This is a genomic window from Eubacterium sp. An11 (assembly GCF_002161065.1).
Taxonomy (GTDB): Bacteria; Bacillota; Clostridia; order Lachnospirales; family Lachnospiraceae; genus Anaerobutyricum; species Anaerobutyricum faecale.
This window is the reverse complement of record NZ_NFLV01000004.1, coordinates 40,859-66,031: the sequence shown is the minus strand read 5'-3', so window position 1 is coordinate 66,031 and position 25,173 is coordinate 40,859. Positions and strand designations below refer to the sequence as shown.

The window sequence follows — 25,173 nt, the reverse complement described above, 5'->3', positions numbered from 1 at the left end:
TTATTATTCTTCACGTTTTCTGGCAGAAGGGAAGCTTCCGCAGGATGGCCGCTCCTTCGTTTCTGCCTGTTTCAGGATCAGCTCCACCGCCAGGTTCGCCTGGTGAGCTGCGCAGAGCGCCACCCGGGGTGCCATCAGACCGCGGCCCTCGCAGACTTCCGAAGTTTCATCCCCACAGAGATAAAAATGCGAAGAGATTTTTCTTGTACGGATTGCGTTACTGTTCCCATAGCCAGCCATACCGCTGGCGGCAATGAGGTATTTTTCCGGAAAATGTTCCAGCACCGCTTCAGCCAGCATAGCTTTATTTTCCGGCACGTCAAAGGCCTCGCAGATATAAGTGTCATTCTGGAAGAGTGCCGGTACATTTTCTTTAGTGATTCGCACAGCATCCTTTTGAATCGTCAGGTAAGGATTGATGGCGAGAAGAATCTCCGACAGGGCTTCGGTTTTGGCCATATCGATCTGATGAATAAAATATTGCTGCCGGTTCAGGTTTGTGATATCCACCCGGTCAAAGTCAATGAGATGCAGATGGCCCACGCCGATGCGGGCAAGGGAGACGGCGATGTTGGAGCCAAGACCGCCCAGTCCTGCCACGGCAACCCGCGCCTTTGCGAGGCGATGCTGCACGGTCCCGGTATGGCGGCGGATGAGGGCCTGCTGAAGTTCTTCCCGGGTGGGGATTGCCGCTGGATTGTCCGGCCGCTGCCCTGGAATGGCCGTCTTCCGGTCTTGCTGTTTATATTGCTCCGTCCTCATAAATCATCCTCCTCCCACAAAACTTACAATCTCAATCTGATCTCCATCTTCGAGCAAGGTGTCCGCATAATTTCTTTTGGGCACGATGGTTCCGTTTTTTTCCACGGCAATGCGGTTGGTACGGTAACCATGCCGGGAAATGTAATCCTCAATGGTCAGTTTTTCTTCCAGGACTTCTTCCTGTCCGTTGACCCGTATCATAAGATGCCTCCTTTCCGGGGTGTGTGATCCTCAGAACAAAGAAAAAAGGTTCACGAAAGAATACACCCGCGGTGGTGCACCCCTTCATGAACCAAAAGTATCTCGTTCAATCACACGTTTTCCTGTATTGTATTGTGTAAATTCCCTGATGAAAAAAGAAATCGGGAGATGGCATCTGCCGTCTCCCGTAATTGTCGTTCTTTTCCTACGTTGGCATTATCCAAATCAGGTTCCCGGGTCGAAGTTCGCAACTTCCTCTCAGCCTGTCTACAAGCTCCCCATATTTATTTACGTTTTCTAATATAAAAGCATTTTAAGAAAATGTCAAGGGAAAGTGTATGTTTTTTATGTGGTTCCGGAAGCTGTCTCTTCGTTAAGGCGGACAAATAGGAAAGTATTGTTCCTGAAATCCTTGTATTTTCTTCAAAAACACGATATGATAGGCGCGAACACTGTGGACCGGAAGCAGGGAAATGCGTCCCTGTACCAAAGGAGATGCAGTGTGATCAAGATACATTTATTTCAGGGAGGATTCTATGATTCAGGCAGTTGTTTTTGATATGGACGGAGTAATCTTTGATTCAGAACGTCTTGTGATTGAATGCTGGAAGAAGGTTGCCGGTGAGAAAGGGTTTACCGGTGTGGAGGATGTCTGCTGCATTTGCCTCGGCACCAACGATGTACAGACCAGGGCAAAGTTTCTGGAGGTTTACGGAGAAGATTTTCCTTATGATACTTATGAGAGGGAGATGGCCGGCCTGTTCCATGAGAAGGCAGATGGCGGACAGCTTCCAAAGAAAGCGGGCGTGGATGCGCTGCTGACCTTTTTGAGAGAGCGTGGATTGAAGATTGCTCTTGCCACTTCCTCAAAGGAGAGGACAGTCCGGAGAGAGATTGAGGAAGCCGGTCTGCTGTCCTATTTTGACGCCATCGTCTGCGGCGATATGATCAGGAGGAGCAAGCCGGAGCCGGATATTTATCTGAAAGCCTGCGAGTGCCTGCAGGTGGAACCGGAGAATGCCTGCGCCGTGGAAGATTCCTTTAACGGCGTGCGTTCCGCCACAAGAGCAGGACTTTCCTGCATCATGGTGCCGGACATCAAACAGCCGGATGAGGAGATGCGGGAGCTGGCCTGCTGTATACTTCCTTCCTTGCTGGAAGTAAAAGAATATCTGAAGGAACGCCTTGCAGAAGAACAGGTATAAGAACGAAAAAAGAGTGAATGTACGGATGCATCCAAAGAAACAAAAAGGTCTCTTTGGATGTCTGGAAACATTCACTCTTTTTTAATCTTCCACCGGAATCCGTGAGTTAAAAGCGTCCAGCGCCAGTGCGGCCACGATCCCCACCACGATACAGATGATATTGATGATGGCAGAGCCTGCCGATACAGTGAAGCTCTTCACCGGGATGATCATGATGGTAGCTGCGATGACAATACCGATGATGGCGTGGAAGGCGTAAGGATAAAAATGGTCAAACAGCGCATCCACAGCCCGTGCCAGGCAGATGACAGTCACCACGGCGCCAATGCCGGCCGGAATCAAAACGCCGATTTCCAGGCTGCCCAGTCCGTCCACAAACGGAGTATAGAGTCCGAGGGGCATCAACAGGGTAGAGAAACTCATACCCGGAGCGATGACGCTCAGTGCCAGGCAGAAACCACAGAAAATGTACCATCCAAAGTTTGGAGCGATGGTCACGGAAAACAGATTCAGGGAGATTAACAGTGCCATGATGATGACAAAGGCAATCACCAGAGGAATCCAGCAGTTTTTCGGACGGCCCTGTTCGCCGGCTTCCCGGAACAGAGAAGGCAGCATGCCGGTGATCAGTCCGATGAACAGACACACGGACGGATCCGGATATTTTTCCAGGAAAAATGCCAGAATCTTCGCCACGCCGAGGAAACCGACCACTCCGCCTATGATAACCGGAAGCAGCATGGGAACATGGGTTTTAAATCTTTTAAACGGGCTTCCCAGAAGCTCCATGACCGGTTTATAAATACCAAAAACAACACAGAGAACGCCGCCGGAAATGCCTGGCAGCACAGCGCCCACACCGATGAGAATACCCTGAAGTACCCGGAGAATCAGGTGCAGGATGCCTGGGTGCTTATCTTTCATAAAAAATCTGTCCTTTCTTCCATTGATATGAGTATATGCGGTCATAACGCCCGCAATACGTCTCAATATACCACACCTGCCATGGCAAGGCAAGCGCCAGGGGTCATCTTTTACAGAAATTTACGGATTGCTGTTGAAAAGTTAGATACAACTATCTATAATAAGAAGTGTGCAACCAATAGTTGAGTTTGAGAAAAGAGGTAACAATGATGCAGAAAATAACATTGAAAATTGACGGTATGGCATGCGGTATGTGCGAGAGCCACATAAACGACGTAATCCGCAAAACATTTCCGGTAAAAAAGGTGACTTCTTCCCACAGCAAGGGGGAGACGGTCATATTGGCAGAGCAGGTCCCGGATGAACAAAAGCTCCGGGATGTCATCGGGGAGACCGGGTACCGTGTACTGTCTTTTGAAGCGGGTCCGTATGAGAAAAAAGGATGGTTTGGCCGGGGCAGGAGATAACGATGGAATCCGGAAACTCCGTCCTTGTGAAGACCGTGGAAAATGTGCTATAGTGGATAAGAATAACGGGCAGGATGGAAAAACAGGAGGAAAATGACATGCGGATTCAGATTGTGGAGGATGACAGGGCTTTGAGTGACGGTATCCGCCTGGCTTTGCAGGAGACGGGGCTTGCTTTTGTACAGAGCGCCTGCCTTTTGCAGGCCCGGGAGGACTTTTCAAAAGAGGCGGCGAATATCGTGATTCTTGACATTAATCTCCCCGACGGCAGCGGCTATGACTATCTTTGCTGGGTAAAAGAGCGGTCGGATGCCCTCGTTCTGATCCTCACGGCCAATGATATGGAAACGGATGAGGTTATGGGGCTGACGCTGGGAGCGGATGACTATATGGCGAAGCCTTTTAGTCTGGCGGTGCTCCGGGCGCGGATCACACTGTTCAGGAAACGTATCGCCGTCCGAAAGGCCGATGCCGGACAAAGCAGTCTGAACGCCTGTTCCCAAAAGAACGACGGTTCCGCTTCCCGGAATGGCACAGCCGGCCAGGGAAGCGGAAATGGCACTTTTGAAGGTGCCGTGCCGGAGAAGGTCGTATTTGAGGAAGATTCTTTCCGGTTTGATTTTGACCGGCTGGAATATTTTAAGAATGACAGAGAAATCTCTTTAAGCGTCAATGAACAGAAATTGCTGCGGCTTTTTGTGGAGAATCCCGGCAGGCTTCTCACCAGAAATCTGCTTTTTGACCGGCTCTGGGGAGACAGCGGGGAGTATGTGGATGAGAATGCGTTGTCTGTGACGGTGAACCGTCTCCGCCGAAAGCTTGAAGATAAAAGGGACAGGGTATCTTATATTCAGACCATTTATGGTCAGGGATATATGTGGAAGAAAAAAGAAGAAGGGCAGGGAAGTTCCCATGTTTGAAAACAGAACCATTGATCGTCTGGACAAAATGCTTGACGCGGCGTTGACCGGTGATTTTCGGGAAAGTGACTATGATGAGACGAAACTTTCCCGGCTGGAGACCAAATGGAAGCGGTTTCTGGTGGCGTCCTCGCTGTCAAAGGATGCGCTGACCCGGGAAAAAGAAAATGTAAAAAGCCTGGTTTCTGACATTTCTCATCAGACGAAGACGCCCATGACCAATATCCGGCTGTACGCTTCCCTGCTGGAAGAACTGATCCACAAGGAAGAGAACATGTTCCGGCAGGAGGAGGCGCTCGTCATGACAAAAGAACTCATCCGCCAGACGGAGAAGCTGGAGTTCCTCATCCAGTCTCTTACAAAAATGTCCCGGCTGGAGAGTAATATCGTGACAGTGCGCCCGGAGCGGCAGAAAATCGCACCGCTGCTCTCGGAGGTGCTGGAAGAGGCCGCCATGAAAGCAGAGAAAAAAGGAGTACATTTGCGGAATGAGTATATGGGAAACGCGGAGGCTTCTTTTGATTTTAAATGGACAAAAGAGGCCCTTGGAAATGTGGTGGATAATGCGGTGAAATATTCTCCCAATGGCGGCGTAGTGGTCCTTTCTGTCACGGAATATGAAATGTATCTGGCAATCGGCGTGAAAGATACCGGCATCGGGATCCGGGAAGAAGAAATCCCTAAAATCTTTGGCAGATTCTACCGGGCGGTGGAGGTGAGCCAGGAAGAAGGCGTGGGCATCGGTCTTTATCTGACGAGGGAGATCCTAAAGAAAGAAAATGGATATGTTAAGGTAAAATCCCGGCCGGGAAATGGTTCGGAATTTCTGCTGTATCTGCATAAGGGAAATTGATTCGCACAAAATTTGTGATGTATCTGCATAAGGGAAATTAATTTGCATAAAAGAAATAGATTTACATAAAGGGAAGCGATTTCCTTCATGGGAGGAGTGAGAGATGATGAATAACAGCATCCGGCAGAGAATCTTCCTGGTGGAAGACGATCCGGCGATCGGTGCGATGATACAAAATTATCTGCTGGGGGAATCTTTTCAGGTGGAGATGTTTCACGACGGAGATTCCGCCCTTTCTTCTTTTGACGGTGAAAGATACGTCCTGGCGCTGGTGGATCTGATGCTGCCGGACATGAGCGGAATGGAAGTGATCAAAGCGATCCGGAAGGAAAGCAGTCTTCCCATTATAATCATCACGGCCAAAGATGATGATACCGACAAGGTAATGGGACTGAATCTGGGGGCCGATGACTATGTGGTCAAGCCTTTTTCTCTCATTGAGCTGACGGCTAGGATCCGGGCAAATCTCCGGCGGGCACTGCAGTATGATAAGAGCGGTCAGGAAGAAGAGGTTCTGACCTATAAAGATTTGAAGATAAATGTGTCAAAACGTACAGTCACACAGAGTGGGCGTTCCCTGAATCTGACCAGAACTGAGTTTGATATTCTCTCGCTGCTGGCGTCCAATCCGGGACGGGCCTTTTCCAAGGAAAGCCTTTACGAACAGATATGGAAGGAGCCTTATTATGGGGAAGAAAATGTGGTGAATTCCCACATGAACCGGCTCCGTGCCAAACTCAGAGATCCGCGGAACCCGGACAAGACTTACATCAAGACACTCTGGGGAATCGGCTATAAGATGGAGGAAGAATAAATGAATATCTGGATGATGGCAGGATGGATGTTTGTGTCCCTCTGCCTTTTTTCTTTGTATCTGTGGGAAAGAAGAAAATATCTGCATCTTCACCGGGAGCTTCTGTATCTCGATGAACGGCTCAGGCAGGTACGTCAGGGCAGAGAGGGAGGCTATATCCTTGTCCCCTCTGACAATCCGGCCATAAAGAGCATGGCGGCGGAGGTAAACCGGATGCTGGAGAAATACTATCGGCAAAAAACAGACTATGACCGCACCCGAAGATCCATGCAGCAGGTGCTGACAAACGTCTCTCACGATCTGCGGACGCCGCTCACCGTGCTGAAAGGTTACAGTGAGATGCTGCAAAAAGAAACCCGGCGAGGAGAAATTCAGGGAGGAGGAATTCCGCAGAATGAGATCCGGGAAAAAGGAACCCGGCAGGAACATCTGACGGAAAAGGCGTCCCCCGGGAATCTCTCAGAGATGGCGGAGAAGATTTATCAGAAAGCCGATGAAATGGCGTCGCTCATGGAAGATTTTTTTACGCTGTCCAAGCTGGAATCCGGCGACAGCATTTTCCACATTCAAAAAATAAACCTCGTGCGGGTTTGTCATGAAGTGTTGCTGGATTACTACAATCTGCTGGAAGAAAAGCAGTTTCACGTTGACATAGAGATACCGGAAGAGCCCTGTCATGTGATGGCTGACGGGGAGGCGGTGACGAGGATTCTCAAAAATTTGCTGGATAATGCGGTGAAATATGGTGACAGCGGCCAATATCTTGCCGTTCGTCTCAGCCAGAATGAAGAAAACGTTCAGATAGAGGTGGAAGACCATGGAGAAGGCATCCCCGTGGAAGATCAGGAGAGAATATTTTTAAGAACTTATACAAAGGGGCGCGGCAGCGGTCTCGGTCTTTCCATCGCCCGGAACCTGGCCGGGCAGATGCAGGCAGACCTTTTTGTTCACAGCAAAAAAGGCCGGGGAGCGGTGTTCCGGCTGGTTTTTAACGCCTGCCCGGAAAAGTGAGAAAAAAGTGAGAATTTTGGCACAAAAAAGAGAAGTCCGTTTTGTATACTGTTTTGCGAAAGGAGGTCTTGATGATGAATGATGTGATCAGGACAAATCATCTGACAAAATCTTATAAGAAAAAGACAGCGGTGAAGTCGGTCAGCCTTCATGTAAAACAGGGAGAAATCTACGGATGTGTGGGGCCCAATGGAGCAGGGAAAAGCACCATAATGAAAATGCTGCTGAATCTCATTGCTCCGGACAGCGGGGAGATTTTTCTCTTCGGGGAAAAACTCACAGATAGCAGCTATGAATGTCTGAAACGTATGGGTTCGATTATTGAGAATCCATATTTTTATGAAAAGATGACGGCGCGGCAAAATCTTGAAATGTACTGCGATTACATAGGGTATCATAACCGGGAACGTATTGGAGAAGTTCTGGAAGAAGTGCGGCTTCATCATGTGGAAAACAAACCAGTTTCCCAGTATTCACTGGGAATGAAACAGAGGCTGGCCATCGGCAGGGTCATTCTTACCCGTCCACAGCTCCTGATTCTGGATGAACCCATCAATGCTCTGGATCCGGAAGGGATCCGCGAGATGCGCCAGCTGTTTCAGAGACTCAGCCGGGAAGAAGGTGTCACCATCTTTATTTCCAGCCACATTTTAGCGGAAGTGGAACAAATGGCGGATACAATCGGCATATTATCCGGCGGAATATTGCGGAAAGAAATTTCCATGGATGAAATTCATGCATACCGGTCGGATTACCTGGAAATCAAAGTGGATGATGTGAGCCGGGCGGCCGCTCTGCTGGAAAAAGAGAAGCAGATATCCGGGATGAAAATACTCCAGGAAAACAGGATTCAGATTTTTGACCCGGAGCTTTCCCCCAGGGAGATTGCGGCAATGCTCGTGAATCATGGAATCGGACTGGAAGAACTTGTCCGAAAGCAGAGTACCCTGGAAGATTATTTTTTTGCGTATACGAGAGGAGAGGACTGAGATGGAAAACACAATGACTCATCTGCTCCGTCTGGAGTTTCGGAAATTCAATCTGAAAAGAAATATATTAATCACCATATTTTTATATCTGTTTTGTCTGTTGTTTCTGACCGTTTCTATGGTGGACAGTATGACAGACCCGGAACAGACAAGAGATAGTTTTATGTCCATGTTTCAGGTGACGGAAATCCTGCTGCCGCTGCTCTTTCTCGTATATGCATCGGTACAGACGTCTTCCTTTGTCATCGGAGAATACAATAACAGAACCATCATGATCTTATTTACCTGTCCGCTGAACAAGAAACGGCTCATTGCAGCAAAACTTATGATCATCATCTTGTTCACAGCGGCTGCCATGGCGCTGGGTTATCTGTGCTGCTGCGGCTGGCTCGTGGGGGCCGATGCTGCCTTTGACATGTTGGAAGATACATTTCTTCCATCTTTTCCGGCCCTCTGGCTGATCTCAGCGGGAAGCAGTATTCTGACCTGCGCCATCTTATCTCTGTGGCCATTTATCATCGGTATGATAAAAAAATCAGTGCCATCCGCTATCATAAGCGCTTTGGTTGTATTTTTCCTGCGCCAGCTGATGCTTACCAGAGATTCCGTCATGCATGAAAGCATCGGGCAGATTGCCATGGCAGCGGCTGTCACGGCAATCGCCACATATGTGACCTTTCAGAAAAAGGTCGCCATACTGCAGTAGATGTGCAGAATAAGCAGACTTTGCTGCCGTGTTTACCGCGGCAGCAGTTCCTTTTCACGCAGGACTTCGATCACGGTGTCCATCTTATCGTTCAGGGAATGGAATTCTTTAGAGACATCGTCCTTAAAGATGTTGAGATCCAGTCTTAAATCAACGAGGCATTGATTAGATATTTGAAGTTGATAGCTTATTCTGTGAAACTCTTCATAAGCGCGTTCACAGATTTCATGCAAATCAACATCGCTGTTAGAAAAGTCAGCAGTTCCTCTACAATTATCTTTTGAAAGAATAAAATATAAAACATGGAAAATTTTGAGTTTTCTCAAAAGAAGGAAAGAGAGCGTCCCCAATTCTTTCACATATGTTAGATTCCGGAAAGATTGTGGAAAGAATGAAATGATAGAATAACAATATGAAGCAAACAGGGAGGCGATTGATAATGAAGGTATTGCAGACGAAGGATTTAAAGAAATATTATGGAAATGGAGAAAGTCTTGTGAAGGCGCTGGATGGGGTAAATCTCAGTGTGGACAGAGGGGAATTCGTGGCCATTGTAGGTACCAGCGGCAGCGGAAAATCCACGCTGCTTCATATGTTAGGAGGACTGGATTATCCCACAGAGGGCAGTGTCTTTGTGGATGGGAAGGACATTTCCGGACTAAAGGAGGATGCGCTGTGTATTTTCCGGCGGCGGAAGATCGGTTTTGTGTTCCAGAGTTATAATCTGGTGCCGGTATTAAATGTCTACGAGAATATCGTTCTGCCCATCGAGCTGGACGGCAACGAGGTGGATACGGAGTATGTGAATCAGGTGGCGGAGGTGCTGGGCCTTAAAGACCGGCTTCACAGTATGCCTAACCAGCTTTCCGGCGGACAGCAGCAGCGGGTGGCCATCGCCAGGGCGCTGGCGACGAAGCCGGCGATATTGCTCTGCGATGAGCCGACGGGAAATCTGGATTCACGGACTAGTCAGGATGTGCTGAGTCTTTTAAAGGTGACCGGAGAAAAGTTCGGGCAGACCATCGTGATGATCACGCACAATGAGGAGATCGCGCAGCTGGCTGACAGGATTGTCCGTATTGAGGATGGAAAGATCAAAGGTGGTGAGCGGGATGCGTAAGGTGAAGAATAAGAAGGTGATCCGGCGGCTGGCGGACCGGAGCTTCCGGGCGTCCCGGACAAGAAATATCATTGCGGTGCTGGCCATCGCCCTTACGGCCATGTTGTTTACCACGTTGTTTACACTGGGCATCGGTACAGTGGAGAATTTTCAGCGGGCGACCATGCGCCAGTCGGGCAGTGACTGTCACGGCGTCATTAAGAATCTTACCAAAGAGCAGTACGAGAAGCTGAGCAAAGATCCGTCCATCGTGGAGTCGGCAGATTGTATGCTTATGGCGGACCGTGTGGAAAATGAGGAGTTCCTTAAACGGCATATGGAGATCTGGTATTACCCGCAGTATCATTATCCGCACTGTTTTATTGATATCATTGACGGACGGGCGCCGGAAGCAGCCGATGAGATTCTCATGGATGATGTATCCATGGATCTGCTGGGGCTTTCGCCGGAAGCCGGACAGCAGGTGACGCTGCAATTAAGAATCAAATCGTCTGATGAAAATGTGACGGAGCGTACCTTTACGGTGTCCGGCGTCATCAAGGCCGACCCGGCTCTTGACGTGGGATTTGCCATTGTGTCCGATGCTTATTTAAGCGCTCATGCCGATGAATTGGTCTACACTTATGACGAAGATTATTCCCCGACGGGAGTCATCCGCATGGATGTGATGTTTTCCAATTCTTTTTCTATCCAGAAAAAATTAGATAAGGTGATAGAAAATGCCGGATATTCCACGGACGAGTCCAGTCCGGATTATGTGGCAAGCAATGTAAACTGGGCCTATGTGTCCGGCAGCACCGAGTCAGATCCGTTTACGATGGGAGCTGTGGCAGGCGGACTGCTCCTGATCATCCTGACGGGATATCTGATCATTTATAACATTTTCCAGATATCCGTGATCCGGGACATCCAGTACTATGGGCTGCTGAAAACCATCGGAGCCACGGGGCGTCAGATTAAGAAAATTATCCGGCGGCAGGCGCTTTTCCTTGGAATCATGGGAATTCCGGCAGGACTGGTTTTCGGCTATCTCATCGGAAGAGCCATGATGCCGAGAGTGATGGCCATGACATCTTATGTGGGTAATGATGTGACTGTGTCCATCCACCCGCTGATTTTCGTCGGTTCCGCGGTATTTACTCTCATTACCGTATGGATATCCACCGGAAAACCGGCCCGGATCGCGGCAAAAGTCTCTCCTGTGGAGGCGGTACGTTATGCGGACAACGCCGGGGGAAAGAAAAAAGGCAAGAAATCCACCGACGGCGGCAAGCTGCCGAAGATGGCCCTTTCCAATCTGGGAAGGAATAAAAAGCGGACGGTTCTGGTCATTTTTTCCCTGTCTCTTGCCATTGTTCTTTTGAACAGTGTATTTACCGTGACCCACTCCTTTGACCTGGATACGTATCTGAAACGATTTATTGCCACGGATTTTCAGGTGGCCAACGCCAATTATTTTAACGTTATGGCAGGATATAACGGCGCATCAGATGACACCATTGATGAGGAAAATCTGACGGAGTCTTTCGTGGAGTACTGTCAGTCCCTGGACGGTTATCAGGATGGCGGACGGATTTATATGACGCAGAATTTTGGTCTGCGCAAAGATTCCTGGGAAGCGCCGGATTATTTTCCAAGGACGGCAGACGGCGAGCCGGGCGAGGAGTTCGGGGGAGAAGTCATGGAACTGAACTCCTTTGACGACGATAACTGGCTGGTATCTTTCTATGGTATAGACGACTTTTTCTACTCCATCATCGAGGTGTACAAAGGGGAGTCTGATCCGGAAGTGCTGAAAGAAAAGATGAATACCGGAAAATATATTCTTGCCAGTGTGGGAACGGATGATTATGGGAAAGTGGAAGAAGACACCATTGTCCACCAGCCGGGCGACAAGGTGACGCTCACCTGCGCCGATGGACGGACCAGAGAATTTGAAGTGCTGGCTCTCATCAAAGATAACAGTTATGCCCTGACCAACCGTAGTTTTATGACGCCGTTTTTCTATTATGTACCTTCCAAAGTATTTAAAGAGATGGAGTCAGATAAGTATCTGATGTGCTTCTCTTTTAATGCGGAAGACGATAAGGAAGCAGCGATTGCCGATGAGCTGGAAGCGTATACCTCCCAGGTGGAACCGACCATGGACTTTGAATCCAAAGGGTACTGGCTGGAACAGTTTGACGGAATGATCGGTCTGTTTACCCTGATCGGCGGTGTTCTGTCTCTGGTGATCGGGATTATCGGTATTTTGAATTTCGTCAATTCCATCCTCACGGGCATTGTGACCAGACAGGGCGAGTTTGCCATGCTGGAAGCCATCGGTATGACCAAACGGCAGCTTCGCCGGATGCTCATCATGGAAGGTCTGTACTACGCCATTGCCACCATCGGATTTTCCCTGGTATTCGGCACCCTGTTTTCCCTCACGGCGCTGCGGGTGCTCTCCGGAGGCATGTGGTTCCTGAAATATCACTTTGTCATCTGGCCGATGGCGATTACATTCCCGGTTCTCCTTATTTTGGGAGCGTTAGTTCCGGCGGCGGCTTTCCGGTTCTTCAAACGGGAGAGCGTGGTGGAACGGCTGCGGCGGTTCAACGGATAAAATGTTTTACCCGGCGCACCAGGAGCAGCTCTCCCGGACGATGAGCCGGCAGGGCAGCTCCATGCGCACCGCATCTTTGTGACCGCCGCGGACCTGGTCCAGGAGGAGGAGAACCGCGTGGTGGGCCATTTCCTTTTTCGGGATGTCAATGGTGGTGAGCATGGGTTTTGTCTCCTGGGATCCCTGAATGTTGTCGATGGAGATGACGGACGGAATATATCCCTTCTTACGGTGGGTCTTCAGGCAGTCAAAGACGCCCAGGGCGGTGCTGTCGTTGGCGCAGAAGATGGCGGACGGCAGCTCCTTTTTCTGCAGAATCACCTGCATCATCTGCATGCCCTCCTGCCTGGTCTGGCTGGTGGGATAGATGTTGGAGTAATCCAGCGGCAGATTGTGATTGATCAAAGATTGATAATAACCGATATACCTCGCCTCATAGGAGCAGTCTCCTATGTAGGCGATTTTTTTGTGCCCCAGGGAGATGAGATAATCCATGGCGGTGACGGCGGCGTCCGTGCCGCTGCACACCACCTCGTCATAATCAAAGTCCGTTGGGTTCCGGTCGATGCCCACCAGATGATGATAGTAGTTTTTCAGCGGAGAAATCAGCTCCGAAGGACATTTGCCCAGAAGAATCAGACCGTCGGCGCGGGAACCATCCTCTGAAAAAGGTGTGGATGCCTGCATCATGGTGGTGATATCCGGGACGGTCAGAAAACGGCCCAGAAGACAGCGCTGTTTTAAAAGTTCTTTTTTCAGAGCATCATAAAGCTCCCGGAAGAACAGATCCTGGTCCAGAGAAGGAAAGCGGGTAAGGAAAATATCAAAAAGACAGGCTTTTTCTTCTGCTGTTTGGTTACCATTTTCTCCTTTCTGTAAAGCCCTGGCGGCGGAATTGGGAATGTAGCAAAGTTCCTGAGCGGCCTGCCAGATTCTTTTTTCCAGCTCCGGGTCAGAACATTTATAATTTTCACTGTTTAATACACGGGAAACCGTGGAAACGGACGTACCCGCACGTCGGGCGATTTCTTTTAAAGACATAAGAACCTCCTGAAAACGTTTTCTTAAAAATGTGTTATTAAAGATGAAACGTGTTTCATCTTTTTTCAGTATACAGGAAAAACCCCATAAATTCAACGGAAAAAATGAGAAAACGTTTTCAAAAAAGCTGGTTGTGAGAAAAAGTATTTTTTCATAAGATATAAGTAAGATACGGGAGCGCAGATAATGCGGGAGCAAATGAAGCGCATATGTTCAGGTATCAGGAAAGAAAAATGATGCAAACTACATGATGAAGAAAAATCAAAAAATTCATGAAGCTTAACATCATGAATAGTAGGGCATCAAAAAATTTTAAAGAATAAGAAAACGGAGGTCAATATGAGAATAAAAGGATTAAAGAAAATGATTGCAGCAGCGGGAGTGATCGCGGCTATGACCGGACTGGCAGGCTGCGGCGGTGGAAGCGGCAGCGGAGATAACGATGTCAATATCGGATATTTTAACAATGTGACCCACGCCCAGGCGTTATATATGAAGGCCAACGGAACGCTGGAGGAAGCGTTTGGCGATGATACTACCGTATCCTGGACGGCCTTCAACGCAGGTCCGGCCGAGGTGGAAGCGCTGTTTTCCGGCGATATCGATATCGGATATATCGGTCCGGTGCCGGCCATCAGCGCCAATGTGAATTCTGAAGGCGATGTATCTGTAATTTCCGGGTCCACCCAGGCGGGAGCGGAGCTGGTGAAAGCGCCGGGTTCCGATATCCAGTCCGTGGCAGACCTGGATGGCAAGACGGTGGCTGTGCCGCAGATTGGAAACACCCAGCATCTGTGCCTGCTGAAACTGTTATCTGATAACGGATTATCTACTGTGGAAGATGGCGGAACGGTCACAGTGACCGCCGTGGAAAACGCCGATGTGCAGAATCTGATGGATCAGGGAAACATTGACGCGGCGGTGGTGCCGGAGCCTTGGGGATCTCAGCTGGTGCAGAACGGTGCAGAGATCGTCCTTGATTACAACGAGCTTTACATGGACGGCAATTATCCGGTGGCTGTTGTGGTGGTAAGAAATGAATTTATGGAAGAACATCCGGACATTGTCAACGAGTTCCTGGCACAGCATGAGGCGGCCACGGAAGCCATCAACGCAGATGTGAATACGGCGGCCCAGACCATCAACGATGAGATCAATACGGCCACAGGCAAGTCCCTGGAACTGGATGTGCTTAACAGTGCTTTCCAGAAGATTATCGTGTCCACGGACATCAATCAGGACGCCATGGATGATTTCGCGCAGGTGTCTCTGGAACAGAAATTCATCGATGAACTGCCGGGAGATAACCTGATCGTCACTGTGGAATAAGCAGAAAGGAAAATCTTATGTCATTAGTTTTAAAAAATGTAAGCAAGACCTTTGATGATACCAATCAGGCCACATTGAAAAATGTGGATCTGGAGATAAAACAGGGGGAATTCCTCTGCGTGGTCGGACGGAGCGGCTGCGGAAAAAGTACCCTTCTGAACCTCATTGCCGGGCTGGAAAAGCCGACATCCGGAGAGATCCTTTTAAACGGAAAACCGGTCACAGGACCGGGAGCTGACCGCACGGTCATGTTTCAGGAACATGCGCTGTTTCCGTGGCTCAATGTGATCCAGAATGTGAAGTTTGGCATGGAGATGACCGGAGTGCCGAAGGAGGAACAGGAGAAACGGGCCGATAAATATCTGGAAATGATGCAGCTCAATGATTACAGAGAGTACGCCATCCACCAGCTTTCCGGCGGTATGCGCCAGCGAGTGGCCCTGGCGAGGGCCTTTACCATGGATTCTGAGATTCTTTTGATGGATGAGCCGTTTTCTGCCCTGGATAAACAGACGTCCAACCGTCTGAGAAAAGAACTGCAGGATATCTGGATGCAGACAAAGAAGACAATCTTTTTTATTACCCACAGCGTGGAAGAGGCGGTCTTTTTAGGTGACCGGATTGCGGTGATGTCCGCCACGAAAGGCTGCATCCGCAATATCGTCGATGTGGAACTGGAACGTCCGAGACACGTTTATGATGACAAATTTATCGAATACCGCCACAGGATTCTCGATGAAATACAGGAGGAGGATGAGAAGGCATGAAAAAGAGAAGCAAAAAAGCAGCAGTCATACAGGAAATCATCTTTCTGGCAGCTATCGTCGTTTTGTGGCAGGTTATTTACCTGATGGGCGTGGACGGATTATCCATCTGGAAATCCTACGCCATGCCGTCACCGGCCGGCGTCTGGGAAAGTTTTCTTAAACTGATGGAAAACGGCAGTCTGTTGTCCGCCATCGGATACAGTCTTTTGCGGGGAGCCGTCGGATATGTGATTTCCCTGGTGCTGGGAGGCATCCTCGGAATTCTGATGAATCATTTTGGGTTCCTTCACCGGAATCTCCGGCCACTCATCATGGGTATACAGACCCTGCCGAGTATCTGCTGGGTGCCGTTTTCCATCCTCTGGTTTGGCCTGTCCCAGACGGCCATCATCTTCGTCGTTGTGATGGGCTCCGCTTTCAGCATTGCCATCGCCGTGGATAACGCCATCAACAATGTGCCGCCGATTTATAAAAAGGCTGCGCTGACCATGGGCGCAAACCAGAAACAGGTTTACTGGAAAGTTGTCTTCCCGGCCGCCCTGCCGGAACTCATCGCCGGCATGAAACAGGGCTGGTCCTTCGCGTGGAGAGCGTTGATGAGCGGTGAGGTCATGACCACATCCATCGGACTGGGTCAGACGCTGATCACCGGCCGGAACCTGGCCGATATCAATCAGGTCATGCTGGTCATGGTCGTTATCGTGCTGGTGGGTATCTTCATCGACCAGGCGATTTTCCGCACCGTGGAGAAGCGGGTGCTTCGCAGGCGGGGGCTGGAGAGCTGAATACAGACAGAATAAAATCTCCTGTCGGATGACCATGTGATGGCTCCGGCAGGAGATTTTTCTCGTCAGTCAGCTATATGAAATTCGTTGAATATAATCAATCTTTCCCTATTTTTCCTGCTCCCGGCAGTAGGCCAGGAATTCTTCTCTGGTCACCCGTTTGGCGCCTTCTTTCTGGATGTCGGTGCGGATGTCGATAGGAACGCCGTATTCCCGCTCCATGATGGCCTTGATCCGCGGCCGGCAGAAATCGCCCTGGCAGTAGCCCATGGAGGCACGGGTTCTTCTCTTGACGCCGTCCACCGAGAGAACCGGAATGCCCCGGTGCAGGCAGTCTACGATGGTTTTTTCTTCCACCTGTTCGCAGCGGCAGATGATCTTTTCCGGACAGGACGGGATATCCAGAAGTGGTGCGATCTCGGAGTACGGACGCATTTCTTCTTTCCGCTCTATGATCGGCGCCCGGTACGGATCGTAGGAAGGATCTTCCTCGAGGACCAGACCCTGAGCGGCCAGTTCCTCCGTGATCATATCAGCGATGGCCGGGGAGGAAGTGAGACCCGGAGACTGGATGCCGGCAGCGTTTAAGAAACCAGGTGTGGCGGTGGCGCCCACGATGAAGTCGTCGGTGCTGGCCACGGCGCGGATGCCCGTGAAGCTTCGGATGAAGGTCTCGATATCCATCTTGTCGGTGGTGAGAAGGCCTTCTTTGTAAATCTTATAGAGTCGTTCCACATGGGTGCTTCTGTCCACGGCGCCGTCCTCATCGATGGCGTCTGGTCCAAGAAGAAGATTGCCGTGATAAGTGCTGGTCACCAGGATGCCCTTTCCCATCTTGGAAGGCATCTGGAACACAACGGTGTTCAAAGCCTTTCCGGTACCCGGGGCGAACAAGATGTATTCGCCGGAACGCGGGCGGATGTCAAAGGTCTTCTCATTGACCATCTGGTCGATCTTATCGGAATAAAGACCGGCGGCATTGATGACATAGCGGGCTTTGAAATCCCGGTTGGTCATGTGGACCACGAAATGGTCTTCTTCCTTATCAATTCCCACCACTTCAGAGAACAAAAACAGTTCCACGCCGTTGTGAATGGCATTTTCCGCCATGGCGATGGCCATCTCATACGGGGAACAGACGCCGGCGCCCTCACAATACAGCGCGTATAAAACGTCCGGGTTGATATTTGGTTCCAGGGCGAGAATCTCATCGTGATTTAAGATCTTCAGATCAGTCAGACCGTTCTTTTTACCGTTTTCCATCATATCCTGAAGTTTTGGCAGGTCGTTTTCATCGGTGGTGATGACGAGACTGCCGGTCTTCCGGAAGCCGAAATTCAGCTCTTTGTTAAGCTGCTCGTACTGTACCCGGCCTTTGTAGCACAGACGTCCTTTTAACTTGGCGTTGGCTTCAGCGTATCCGCCGTGGACAATGGCGCTGTTGGCCTTGGTGGAACCCATGGCCACGTCATTGGATTTCTCCACGAGACAGACGGAAAGCTGATAGCGGGACAGTCTCCTGGCGATGGCTGTGCCGACGATGCCGGCGCCGATGATTAATACGTCATACATAATATTCTCCTCCTTTTTTATGTCTGTCATTATTACATATTTTCTAATAACAGGAATCGTTATTAATTTTGATTATACTACGGAAACTTCTCTGCCACAAGGAAAAAATTGCGAATCATATCTTCCGGGTTGTCTCATATATATAAAGCATAAGAAGGCAGGAAGGAGGAGGACCAGTGGAGAAAACAGAACTTTCCAGAGAAATCCTTCACATTTTTTCCGACAGTATAAGAAAGCGGATGGAGAGGGTGATATCCCGCCCGGATATAACGGAAATCCGTCTGCGGGTCTATCTGCCCCTGATGGTTCGGACGCTCAGGCAGGAATATTATCTGACGGAAGATGGCGAGCTGTCCTGTAAAGACACCGGAGCCTATGTGGTCACCCCGGAAGATATCCGTATCATTTTTCAGAAAGTCAGCCAGTATTCTCTCTTTGCCTATAAGGAGGAGGTACGGGAAGGATTTATCACTTTAAAGGGCGGGCACCGCATCGGCCTTTGCGGCAAAGTGTACTATGACGGGGAAGGCAGACGGCAGATGCAGCAGATTTCTTCCATGAATGTGCGGATTGCCAGAGAAATCACCGGCTGCTGCCGTGCATTTTTTCCTTACCTGACGGAAGACGGCTGTTTTTACAATACGCTCCTGATCTCACCGCCGGGCGGAGGGAAGACCACGTATCTGAGAGATATCATCCGCATGCTGTCCGACGGAACGGACTACTTTGAGGGGCAGAATGTCTCGGTGGTGGATGAAAGAAGCGAGATTGGAAATCGGACAAGACTCTATGAAGGTTTCTATCTGGGACAGCGGACTGATCTTCTCGATCACTGTCCCAAGGCAGACGGAATGCTGATGATGCTGCGCACCATGGCGCCCCAGATCATCGCCGCCGATGAGATCGGCGACTCGGGAGACATTGAAGCGCTGCGCTACATACGAAACTGCGGCTGCCGGCTGCTCATGACCGTTCATGGAAAAGATGTGGAAGACATTCTGGAACGGCCGTATCTGGGGGATTATCTGAAAAAATATCCCTTTGAACGGTATGTTCAGATTCATGCGGAGAAAACCGGACAGCGTCGCATCGACATCCTGGATGCCCGGAAGAACCGGGTCTGGAGGGGAGTTGTATGAAGTGGCTGGGAGCCTTTCTCTTGCTGGTGTCCGGTTATCTTTTAAGCCGCCGGATGGCGGAGCCCGGCATGCGGCACGTGGAGCTTTTGGAAGAAGGAGAGTATCTGTTCCGCCTGCTGGAATCGGAAATCAGAAACGCAAAGATCCCGCTGCCGGAACTGTTTGCGGAGATCAGCCGCCGCACCAGCTCCTGCTGGAAAGATTTTTTCTCGGATTTGTCGGAGGAGATGAGAGAGGGCGGGGACTTTACTTTTTCCGATGAATTTGAACGGCTGCTGACTCATCATCTGGCGGAGAATCTCACCGACGAGGAACAGTACCTGTTCCTTCGTGCGGGGCGGAATCTGCTGTCCGATGATCTGGTATTTCATAAGGACACGTCGGAACAGCTTTCCCGGGAGATAGAGGAGCACGTGAGTGTCATGAAAAAACAGCTGGACAGCCAGAGGAAAGTATACCAGGCTCTGTGTCTGTCCATGAGCGCACTGATTGTTATTTTTCTGATATAGGAGAGACCAATGACCATTCAGCTTATTTTTAAAATTGCAGCCGTGGGAATTCTCGTGACCATCCTGAACCAGGTGCTCAAACACGCCGGCCGGGAGGAGCAGGCTTTCCTGATCAGTTTGTCGGGACTGTTTATTGTGCTGTCATGGATCATTCCGTGCATCAATGATCTGTTTAATCAGATATACAGTCTCTTTCAATTGTAAATGCACAGGCATGAAAATGTGCGGGCAGTCCGCCTGCTGCGGCAGAAGGATACGGGGGTATTCATATGGTCATTTTAAAAATCGCGCTCATAGGTATAGGAGGAGCCATCCTCACGGTGGTGATCCGGCAGTTCGGCAAAGAGTACAGCGTATTTGTTCTTCTGGCCGTCTGTCTCTTCCTCATCGCCTACCTCACGTCAAATGTATCGGTCATCGTGGATTTCGCGGAGAATCTGGGAGGAAAAATACACGTAAGCGACACTTATATCAACATCCTGTTTAAACTGCTGGCCATCGCCTTTATCTGTCAGGTGGCTTCTAATATCTGCCAGGACCTGGGCTATCAGTCCATCTCCTTCCAGGTGGAGATCATCGGAAAGATATCCATATTTATTCTGAGCATACCGATCATCAATTCCCTGCTGGAAACCATTGAATCCGTCATGTAAAAAATGTTTCCCGGCTGCCGGAAAGAGAGGAGGAACACCATGGAGAGGACAGCGGGAAGGAAAAAGGAAAAGAAAAAAAGAATACGGCCGGGTGTGTTTCTGTCACTGACGTTTGCGTGGCTGACGTTTCTGTGGTTTGCATCCTGGGGACCGCTGCCCGTGCAGGCGGCGTCAGGAACGGCACAGGGGTCATCTGAGCGGGACAGGCAGGGGGAGCAGCAGGAAGACAGCCGGTCTGAGGAGGCAGAGGATGGACAAACAGGACAGGCAGAAGAGGAGCAGACCGATGGCCGGGAGAACGCGGAAGAAGCGGAGAGTCAGCTGGATATTGATGAACTGACCAGGGAGCTTCATGGTCTGGAGGAAGACTACGAATACCCGGATTTCTCCGCCATATTTGACGCTCTGCTGGACTTCCGCTTCACGGACGCCCTGGAAGAAGCCGGGATGTGGCTTTTAGAAACGCTGACTTATGAGATATCCACTTCCTGGGTGCTCATGGGGGAACTGATCGGAGTGATCATTTTTGCCGCCGTGTTCAATAACATTTCCTCCTCTTTCCGGCAGTTTGCCATCGGGGACAGCGGCTTTCTGATCTCGTACTTTATTACTTTTACCATCATTTTTTCCAACTTCACCATCATGGCGAATCTTTTCTCCCATACGGTGGAAACGCTGTCAAAACTGCTCAAGATGCTCATACCCGCATATACTCTGGCGGTCACCTTAAGCGGCAATCTGACGGTGGGAGTGGTCTTTTATGAATATTTTATGATCGTGGTGCTGGTGGTCAACTGGATCTGTCTGACGGTGGTGCTGCCCATGATCCAGTATTATCTGCTGCTGGAACTGCTCAATAACTTTTCCGCCCGGCCTAACATTTCCAGGCTGTGCGAAAGCCTCTATCTGCTTTTATCCAAAAGCATGAAGTTCCTTTTTGTCTTGTTTTTCGGCTTTCACCTGCTGGAGACTATGGTGGTCCCGTCCTTTGACACCACAAAAAATGCGGTGTTCAACCGGATTGTGGGAATGATCCCCGGCGTCGGGTCGGTGGTGCAGTCGGTGGCGGGAACGGTGGTTGGTTCCGCCCTGATGATAAAAAATACCATGGGAGCTGCGGCCATCATCTTTATCCTGCTGTTTCTGGCCGTGCCCATCATCAAACTGCTGCTGTACTGTCTGTTTTATCTGCTTTTGTCCATTCTGCTGGAGCCGGTGGCCGACGAGCGGTTCATCCGGTGTATCAGCGCGGCGCAGAAAGGCGGCATACTGCTGGTGTATACCCTGGGGATCACGGCGGCCCTGTTCATCCTCACCATAGCGGTCACCTCCCTGGCGACCAACAAAATATAAAGACGAAGAGAGGAGGCGCGTTCCATGGAATATTTAAAAGACTGGCTGAAAACCATTCTCTATATGAATGTCCTTCTGCTTGTCTGCGACAGCTTTATCCGGAATACAAAATACGAAAGCTATCTGCGTTTCTTCTCCGGATTCCTCATGATGCTCTGCCTGGTCAAACCTTTCATTGACTTTGCGGGGGCGGGGCAGTACATGGACGCCTCCTATATCCTCAATCAGCTGAAAAATGAGTGGCAGATCATCGAGCAGTCAGAAGATCTGAAAAAAATGAAAAAAGATATACAGGAAGAATACGACCAGACGATACAGAAGCAGGTGACAGAGCTCGCCGCTTCTTTTTTCATTGAAGTGACCAAAGTCCGCGTCCGCTGGAAGCCGGAGGGCGACGCCATAAGGAGCCTTAAGGTGGAAGGCAGGGAGAGCGGGGAGGAGGGAAAGACTCCGCAGATTCACGATTTCCGGGAGGCGCTTATGGAAGTCTATAATCTGGAGGCATCGAATATAGATATAACAGTAAAAGACTGAGGACAGGAAACCTTTTGCAGGAGAAAAGGAGAGTGGGGCCGGTATGGAAAAGAAAGAACGGAAAAAAATAACGCTGAAGGATTTTGGTGTGGAAAAGATTCTTCTGATCGCCATCGCCGGAGTCATCCTTCTTGTGACTAATCTTTCCGAATGGAGGGCGAGAGCAGAACCGGAAGAAAACACCGAGGTACAAAATACAGCGTCAGTCAGTGAAAATGAAGCATATATTGAGGGACTTGAAAATAAATTAGTACATATCCTGGAAAATGTAGACGGGGTGGGACAGGTGGAGGTGATGATCACTTTAGAAGCGTCCAGAGAATCAGTGTTAAATAAAGATGATACGGAGGAACTGGAAACAGAGACGGAGACCTCCGACGGGACAAAAAATGAGCGGCAGAGCAGCAGAAGAGAAAATGAGACCGTCCTCGCCGATGAAAGCGGCGAATCGGCGCCTTACGTCATCAAGGAGCTGGAACCGGCGATTGCCGGCGTTGTCATTGCCTGCGAGGGAGCAGACAATAATACAGTGGCAGCGGCGGTGACCGAGGCCGCACAGGTTCTTTTCGGAATATCAGTCAATCGCATCAAAGTGTTGAAAATGGAGGTTCATCAATGAAAAAAATATTTAAAAGCAATCAGATTGCGATCACCTCGCTGGCAATTATGATTGCCGTGGCAGGGTATCTGAACTTTACCAAATCAGAGGCGCCGTCCACTGTCAGCTATGAGACGGCGGAGGACTCTCTGGATACCATTGACACCATGGACATCTCCGACGGCGACTCCCTCATCAGCGAAAAGGTGGACGATGAGATCCCCACCGAGGATACGGAGACCATCGGCGACGCCGTGCTCACCCAGGCGCAGGTGGGAGAATACGTGGCCGGCGCAAAGATGGAGCGGGAACAGACCCACTCCAAAACCCGGGATTCCCTCAACGAGATCATTGAAAATGAATCCTTGAGCGACAGCGAAAAAGAGGACGCCGTGGCCAAACTTACAAAATTGGCGGAAGTCATTGAAAAAGAGGCGGCCACCGAACAGCTCCTCGACACCAAAGGCTACGGAGATTCGGTGGTATCCATCGGCGACGACAGCGTCGACGTGGTTTTAAACTACGACGTACTGAGCCAGGCGGACCGGGCACAGATTGAAGACATCGTCACCAGAAAGACCGGCTGCACCGTCAGCCAGATTGTCATCAGCCGGATGAACGTATCCGGAAGCTGACAGAAAACCTGCGCTTTGCGCAGCAAAAATAGGCGCAGGAAACATCATAATAAAAATTATTATGACGTTTCCTGTAAAAAGTGGGGCTTATGTTTTATAGATGAGATATCATCTGTGGAGCAGGGGCTCCATTTATTTATGCTAAAATAAATGTAATGAAAAATACTTGTATTTTTCATTACAAATTGCTATAATCTAAATAATCAAATTTGAAGAAGGAAAAAAGAAAGGGGAATAGAGATGGCACAGACAGTAAACGTAAATTTTCGATTAGATGCAGATGTAAAACAGAAAATGGAACAGGCGTGTGCCGATATGGGGTTATCCATGACAGCCGCCTTCACGATCTTTGCAAAAAAAGTCGGCAGAGAAAGACGGATTCCTTTTGAAGTATCCGCCGATCCGTTTTATTCTGAAAGCAATATGAAGCACCTGGAAAAAATAGCTGCTGAAATTAATGCAGGGACAGCAAAGCTTGTTGAACATGATTTGATTGAGGAGGAATAATGCGGCTTTTGTGGGAGAGGGCATTACGAAGAGTAATTTTTGAAGATTATAAAAGAAAACGAATGAAAGATATATTGCTTTTTGTAAGAACATTATGATATGTGGAGCTGTTGTTTCATGGATGGTATCTATGGAGCAACGGCTCCATTTTGTCTGTTGCCGAAGAGAGGACATTATTTTATATAGAAGTAACGTATAAATATATCATGAAATTAAAAAAATATTTTTTCAATTTTTTTGTCACAAAATGCAACCTCAACCGTTTATATATATATAAAGGATAAAAAATGTTACATCATTTCTGTGACAGGCAATTCGCATTTGTCAGAGAGATAGCGAAAAAGATACAACAGAAGGGAGGTATACCGGAACCATGAAGAAAAGAAGATTAAATGATGCCATCCTGGAAGAAGCCGCTCGCAGGGTAGTGGAAGAAGATTTTCAGCGACAAAATGAAAAAGCATTAGAATTCCCGCATACCTTCCGCCCGGAATATCAGATAAAAATGAACCGGCTCTTTGCATCGGCCGACGCATTTACTGTACATAACAAGAGCGACGCTTTCCATGAAGACAAGTCCTTCCTGGAACAGTTGAATCAAAGATGGACAGGCCGTTCTTCTTTGTGGTCGTATCGCAGATACATTGCCGTCGCCGCGCTGCTCATGGTGGGGATGTCTGCCGTTGCCCTGGCCAGCGATGATATCAGAAATGGACTGCGCCGTCTGAGTCTTCAGTTTTTCTCTGATAATGTGACCATCGAAGCGGCCCCGGAGAGCACCACCGGACAGGAAGGCGAGGATGCTGCTAATGAAGATTTTCGTCCTTATAAATGGAAGGAAGTGCCGGAAGGATATCGGGTGGTGTATGAGGAAGAAAATGCGGAATTTGGCTATTATACTATTTCTTATGAAAATATCGGAGGCAATTTTATTGATTATATGCAAACTGATGCATCATTGTATACGACATCCATCACTTATGATGAAAAAGAAGGCTATAAACATCAAATTCAATTAACAGATGAATTAGAAGCCTACTCTATTTCCGACGGCAGAAGAAATACAATTTTTTATGAAAAGAAAGGATATTTGTTTAGATTTATGTCGGACCAGCCGGAGGAGGTGATATTGGAATACATAGATATGTCCGGGATATTGGAACAGGAATACTAA

Annotated in this window: 29 protein-coding genes and 1 riboswitch; of the genes, 23 read left to right on the top strand and 6 right to left on the bottom strand. The window is 49.2% G+C overall.

All coding sequences use genetic code 11. The features are described 5' to 3' along the window. Positions 1 to 3: 3 nt before the first annotated feature. Positions 4 to 762 (bottom strand): sulfur carrier protein ThiS adenylyltransferase ThiF, encoded by a 759-nt coding sequence (gene thiF / locus B5E53_RS04740; RefSeq protein ID WP_087312899.1) that lies wholly within the window; start codon positions 760 to 762, stop codon positions 4 to 6. 3 nt (positions 763 to 765) lie between these two features. Then, positions 766 to 963: a sulfur carrier protein ThiS gene (gene thiS, locus B5E53_RS04735; RefSeq protein ID WP_087312898.1), complete on the bottom strand. Its 198-nt coding sequence runs from the start codon at positions 961 to 963 to the stop codon at positions 766 to 768. Between the two features lie 185 nt (positions 964 to 1,148). Further along, positions 1,149 to 1,254: riboswitch (TPP riboswitch) on the bottom strand. Between the two features lie 245 nt (positions 1,255 to 1,499). Between thiS and B5E53_RS04730 the strand changes: the two genes are divergently transcribed. Further along, positions 1,500 to 2,168, top strand: a complete 669-nt coding sequence (locus B5E53_RS04730; RefSeq protein WP_087312897.1) for an HAD family phosphatase — start codon at positions 1,500 to 1,502, stop codon at positions 2,166 to 2,168. Between the two features lie 81 nt (positions 2,169 to 2,249). Here the strand turns inward: B5E53_RS04730 and B5E53_RS04725 are convergent, their stop codons facing one another. After that, positions 2,250 to 3,092, bottom strand: coding sequence for a DUF368 domain-containing protein (locus tag B5E53_RS04725; RefSeq protein ID WP_087313039.1), 843 nt, complete (start codon positions 3,090 to 3,092; stop codon positions 2,250 to 2,252). Between the two features lie 209 nt (positions 3,093 to 3,301). Here B5E53_RS04725 and B5E53_RS04720 point away from each other — a divergent pair, with 209 nt between their 5' ends. From B5E53_RS04720 to B5E53_RS04690, 7 genes are all read left to right on the top strand, one after another. Then, positions 3,302 to 3,559, top strand: coding sequence for a heavy-metal-associated domain-containing protein (locus B5E53_RS04720; RefSeq protein WP_087313038.1), 258 nt, complete (start codon positions 3,302 to 3,304; stop codon positions 3,557 to 3,559). 98 nt (positions 3,560 to 3,657) lie between these two features. Then, the gene (locus tag B5E53_RS04715) at positions 3,658 to 4,479 is read left to right on the top strand and encodes a response regulator transcription factor (protein ID WP_242963514.1); all 822 of its coding nucleotides are present in this window, start codon (positions 3,658 to 3,660) and stop codon (positions 4,477 to 4,479) included. After that, a complete protein-coding gene (locus B5E53_RS04710) occupies positions 4,472 to 5,332 on the top strand; it encodes a HAMP domain-containing sensor histidine kinase (RefSeq protein WP_087312896.1) in 861 nt (286 codons plus the stop codon). The genes B5E53_RS04715 and B5E53_RS04710 overlap by 8 nt, the downstream gene beginning before the upstream one ends. Before the next feature lie 103 nt (positions 5,333 to 5,435). Next, positions 5,436 to 6,146: a response regulator transcription factor gene (locus B5E53_RS04705; RefSeq protein ID WP_242963513.1), complete on the top strand. Its 711-nt coding sequence runs from the start codon at positions 5,436 to 5,438 to the stop codon at positions 6,144 to 6,146. Further along, positions 6,147 to 7,157, top strand: coding sequence for a HAMP domain-containing sensor histidine kinase (locus B5E53_RS04700; protein ID WP_087312895.1), 1,011 nt, complete (start codon positions 6,147 to 6,149; stop codon positions 7,155 to 7,157). It abuts the gene before it with no gap. 71 nt (positions 7,158 to 7,228) lie between these two features. Continuing rightward, positions 7,229 to 8,146: an ABC transporter ATP-binding protein gene (locus tag B5E53_RS04695; RefSeq protein ID WP_343215595.1), complete on the top strand. Its 918-nt coding sequence runs from the start codon at positions 7,229 to 7,231 to the stop codon at positions 8,144 to 8,146. 1 nt (position 8,147) lies between these two features. Then, the gene (locus B5E53_RS04690) at positions 8,148 to 8,852 is read left to right on the top strand and encodes an ABC transporter permease (RefSeq protein ID WP_162611789.1); all 705 of its coding nucleotides are present in this window, start codon (positions 8,148 to 8,150) and stop codon (positions 8,850 to 8,852) included. 32 nt (positions 8,853 to 8,884) lie between these two features. Here B5E53_RS04690 and B5E53_RS04685 read toward each other — a convergent pair whose 3' ends face one another. Then, a complete protein-coding gene (locus B5E53_RS04685; RefSeq protein WP_087312893.1) occupies positions 8,885 to 9,211 on the bottom strand; it encodes a hypothetical protein in 327 nt (108 codons plus the stop codon). Positions 9,212 to 9,291: 80 nt separating this feature from the next. On the opposite strand from B5E53_RS04685, the gene B5E53_RS04680 reads away from it, so the two are divergent. Both B5E53_RS04680 and B5E53_RS04675 read left to right on the top strand, forming a co-directional pair. Further along, on the top strand, positions 9,292 to 9,972 hold the full coding sequence (locus B5E53_RS04680; protein ID WP_087312892.1) for an ABC transporter ATP-binding protein: 681 nt from the start codon (positions 9,292 to 9,294) through the stop codon (positions 9,970 to 9,972). After that, positions 9,938 to 12,577, top strand: coding sequence for an ABC transporter permease (locus B5E53_RS04675; RefSeq protein ID WP_242963512.1), 2,640 nt, complete (start codon positions 9,938 to 9,940; stop codon positions 12,575 to 12,577). Before B5E53_RS04680 ends, B5E53_RS04675 begins: the two co-directional genes overlap by 35 nt. A gap of 6 nt (positions 12,578 to 12,583) precedes the next feature. On the opposite strand, the gene B5E53_RS04670 is transcribed toward B5E53_RS04675, so the two are convergent. Continuing rightward, positions 12,584 to 13,618: a LacI family DNA-binding transcriptional regulator gene (locus tag B5E53_RS04670; RefSeq protein ID WP_087312890.1), complete on the bottom strand. Its 1,035-nt coding sequence runs from the start codon at positions 13,616 to 13,618 to the stop codon at positions 12,584 to 12,586. Between the two features lie 339 nt (positions 13,619 to 13,957). Here B5E53_RS04670 and B5E53_RS04665 point away from each other — a divergent pair, with 339 nt between their 5' ends. From B5E53_RS04665 to B5E53_RS04655, 3 genes are read left to right on the top strand one after another with little or no spacing between them, the layout of a single operon-like run. Next, positions 13,958 to 14,947, top strand: coding sequence for an aliphatic sulfonate ABC transporter substrate-binding protein (locus tag B5E53_RS04665; protein ID WP_087312889.1), 990 nt, complete (start codon positions 13,958 to 13,960; stop codon positions 14,945 to 14,947). Positions 14,948 to 14,964: 17 nt separating this feature from the next. Beyond that, entirely contained in the window at positions 14,965 to 15,714 is a 750-nt protein-coding gene (locus B5E53_RS04660; RefSeq protein WP_087312888.1) for an ABC transporter ATP-binding protein, read from the top strand. Next, complete coding sequence (locus B5E53_RS04655; protein ID WP_087312887.1) at positions 15,711 to 16,499, top strand: ABC transporter permease; 789 nt, start codon at positions 15,711 to 15,713, stop codon at positions 16,497 to 16,499. The genes B5E53_RS04660 and B5E53_RS04655 overlap by 4 nt, the downstream gene beginning before the upstream one ends. 108 nt (positions 16,500 to 16,607) lie before the next feature. Here B5E53_RS04655 and B5E53_RS04650 read toward each other — a convergent pair whose 3' ends face one another. After that, positions 16,608 to 18,071, bottom strand: coding sequence for an NAD(P)/FAD-dependent oxidoreductase (locus B5E53_RS04650; protein ID WP_087312886.1), 1,464 nt, complete (start codon positions 18,069 to 18,071; stop codon positions 16,608 to 16,610). 176 nt (positions 18,072 to 18,247) lie between these two features. Between B5E53_RS04650 and spoIIIAA the strand changes: the two genes are divergently transcribed. From spoIIIAA to B5E53_RS04600, 10 genes are all read left to right on the top strand, one after another. Continuing rightward, positions 18,248 to 19,210, top strand: a complete 963-nt coding sequence (gene spoIIIAA, locus B5E53_RS04645) for a stage III sporulation protein AA (RefSeq protein ID WP_087312885.1) — start codon at positions 18,248 to 18,250, stop codon at positions 19,208 to 19,210. Beyond that, a complete protein-coding gene (locus B5E53_RS04640; RefSeq protein ID WP_087312884.1) occupies positions 19,207 to 19,719 on the top strand; it encodes a stage III sporulation protein AB in 513 nt (170 codons plus the stop codon). Before spoIIIAA ends, B5E53_RS04640 begins: the two co-directional genes overlap by 4 nt. A 9-nt stretch (positions 19,720 to 19,728) precedes the next feature. Further along, a complete protein-coding gene (gene spoIIIAC, locus B5E53_RS04635; protein WP_087312883.1) occupies positions 19,729 to 19,923 on the top strand; it encodes a stage III sporulation protein AC in 195 nt (64 codons plus the stop codon). A 65-nt stretch (positions 19,924 to 19,988) separates the two neighbouring features. Next, entirely contained in the window at positions 19,989 to 20,372 is a 384-nt protein-coding gene (locus tag B5E53_RS04630) for a SpoIIIAC/SpoIIIAD family protein (RefSeq protein WP_087312882.1), read from the top strand. Positions 20,373 to 20,411: 39 nt separating this feature from the next. Further along, complete coding sequence (locus B5E53_RS04625) at positions 20,412 to 21,725, top strand: stage III sporulation protein AE (protein WP_162611788.1); 1,314 nt, start codon at positions 20,412 to 20,414, stop codon at positions 21,723 to 21,725. Positions 21,726 to 21,749: 24 nt separating this feature from the next. Next, on the top strand, positions 21,750 to 22,259 hold the full coding sequence (locus B5E53_RS04620; RefSeq protein ID WP_087312880.1) for a stage III sporulation protein AF: 510 nt from the start codon (positions 21,750 to 21,752) through the stop codon (positions 22,257 to 22,259). A 43-nt stretch (positions 22,260 to 22,302) separates the two neighbouring features. Next, positions 22,303 to 22,878 (top strand): hypothetical protein, encoded by a 576-nt coding sequence (locus tag B5E53_RS04615; RefSeq protein WP_087312879.1) that lies wholly within the window; start codon positions 22,303 to 22,305, stop codon positions 22,876 to 22,878. Beyond that, positions 22,875 to 23,492 carry a SpoIIIAH-like family protein gene (locus tag B5E53_RS04610; protein ID WP_087312878.1) on the top strand — a complete coding sequence of 206 codons (618 nt, stop codon included), beginning with the start codon at positions 22,875 to 22,877 and terminating at the stop codon, positions 23,490 to 23,492. The genes B5E53_RS04615 and B5E53_RS04610 overlap by 4 nt, the downstream gene beginning before the upstream one ends. A 240-nt stretch (positions 23,493 to 23,732) precedes the next feature. Continuing rightward, entirely contained in the window at positions 23,733 to 23,999 is a 267-nt protein-coding gene (locus tag B5E53_RS04605) for a type II toxin-antitoxin system RelB/DinJ family antitoxin (protein WP_087312877.1), read from the top strand. Positions 24,000 to 24,372: 373 nt separating this feature from the next. Continuing rightward, complete coding sequence (locus tag B5E53_RS04600) at positions 24,373 to 25,173, top strand: DUF4367 domain-containing protein (RefSeq protein WP_087312876.1); 801 nt, start codon at positions 24,373 to 24,375, stop codon at positions 25,171 to 25,173.

Excerpts from the sequence above, each read along its gene's own strand:
- B5E53_RS04660 (WP_087312888.1), top strand. The coding sequence starts at position 14,965 with ATGTCATTAGTTTTAAAAAATGTAAGCAAGACCTTTGATGATACCAAT.
- B5E53_RS04600 (WP_087312876.1), top strand. The coding sequence starts at position 24,373 with ATGAAGAAAAGAAGATTAAATGATGCCATCCTGGAAGAAGCCGCTCGC.
- B5E53_RS04730 (WP_087312897.1), top strand. The coding sequence starts at position 1,500 with ATGATTCAGGCAGTTGTTTTTGATATGGACGGAGTAATCTTTGATTCA.
- B5E53_RS04605 (WP_087312877.1), top strand. The coding sequence starts at position 23,733 with ATGGCACAGACAGTAAACGTAAATTTTCGATTAGATGCAGATGTAAAA.
- B5E53_RS04655 (WP_087312887.1), top strand. The coding sequence starts at position 15,711 with ATGAAAAAGAGAAGCAAAAAAGCAGCAGTCATACAGGAAATCATCTTT.
- B5E53_RS04700 (WP_087312895.1), top strand. The coding sequence starts at position 6,147 with ATGAATATCTGGATGATGGCAGGATGGATGTTTGTGTCCCTCTGCCTT.
- B5E53_RS04665 (WP_087312889.1), top strand. The coding sequence starts at position 13,958 with ATGAGAATAAAAGGATTAAAGAAAATGATTGCAGCAGCGGGAGTGATC.
- B5E53_RS04695 (WP_343215595.1), top strand. The coding sequence starts at position 7,229 with ATGATGAATGATGTGATCAGGACAAATCATCTGACAAAATCTTATAAG.
- B5E53_RS04625 (WP_162611788.1), top strand. The coding sequence starts at position 20,412 with ATGGAGAGGACAGCGGGAAGGAAAAAGGAAAAGAAAAAAAGAATACGG.
- B5E53_RS04630 (WP_087312882.1), top strand. The coding sequence starts at position 19,989 with ATGGTCATTTTAAAAATCGCGCTCATAGGTATAGGAGGAGCCATCCTC.
- B5E53_RS04720 (WP_087313038.1), top strand. The coding sequence starts at position 3,302 with ATGCAGAAAATAACATTGAAAATTGACGGTATGGCATGCGGTATGTGC.
- B5E53_RS04675 (WP_242963512.1), top strand. The coding sequence starts at position 9,938 with ATGGAAAGATCAAAGGTGGTGAGCGGGATGCGTAAGGTGAAGAATAAG.
- B5E53_RS04705 (WP_242963513.1), top strand. The coding sequence starts at position 5,436 with ATGATGAATAACAGCATCCGGCAGAGAATCTTCCTGGTGGAAGACGAT.
- B5E53_RS04615 (WP_087312879.1), top strand. The coding sequence starts at position 22,303 with ATGGAAAAGAAAGAACGGAAAAAAATAACGCTGAAGGATTTTGGTGTG.
- B5E53_RS04670 (WP_087312890.1), bottom strand. The coding sequence starts at position 13,618 with ATGTCTTTAAAAGAAATCGCCCGACGTGCGGGTACGTCCGTTTCCACG.
- B5E53_RS04690 (WP_162611789.1), top strand. The coding sequence starts at position 8,148 with ATGGAAAACACAATGACTCATCTGCTCCGTCTGGAGTTTCGGAAATTC.
- B5E53_RS04620 (WP_087312880.1), top strand. The coding sequence starts at position 21,750 with ATGGAATATTTAAAAGACTGGCTGAAAACCATTCTCTATATGAATGTC.
- B5E53_RS04650 (WP_087312886.1), bottom strand. The coding sequence starts at position 18,071 with ATGTATGACGTATTAATCATCGGCGCCGGCATCGTCGGCACAGCCATC.
- thiF (WP_087312899.1), bottom strand. The coding sequence starts at position 762 with ATGAGGACGGAGCAATATAAACAGCAAGACCGGAAGACGGCCATTCCA.
- B5E53_RS04680 (WP_087312892.1), top strand. The coding sequence starts at position 9,292 with ATGAAGGTATTGCAGACGAAGGATTTAAAGAAATATTATGGAAATGGA.
- B5E53_RS04710 (WP_087312896.1), top strand. The coding sequence starts at position 4,472 with ATGTTTGAAAACAGAACCATTGATCGTCTGGACAAAATGCTTGACGCG.
- B5E53_RS04725 (WP_087313039.1), bottom strand. The coding sequence starts at position 3,092 with ATGAAAGATAAGCACCCAGGCATCCTGCACCTGATTCTCCGGGTACTT.
- thiS (WP_087312898.1), bottom strand. The coding sequence starts at position 963 with ATGATACGGGTCAACGGACAGGAAGAAGTCCTGGAAGAAAAACTGACC.
- B5E53_RS04610 (WP_087312878.1), top strand. The coding sequence starts at position 22,875 with ATGAAAAAAATATTTAAAAGCAATCAGATTGCGATCACCTCGCTGGCA.
- spoIIIAC (WP_087312883.1), top strand. The coding sequence starts at position 19,729 with ATGACCATTCAGCTTATTTTTAAAATTGCAGCCGTGGGAATTCTCGTG.
- B5E53_RS04640 (WP_087312884.1), top strand. The coding sequence starts at position 19,207 with ATGAAGTGGCTGGGAGCCTTTCTCTTGCTGGTGTCCGGTTATCTTTTA.
- B5E53_RS04715 (WP_242963514.1), top strand. The coding sequence starts at position 3,658 with ATGCGGATTCAGATTGTGGAGGATGACAGGGCTTTGAGTGACGGTATC.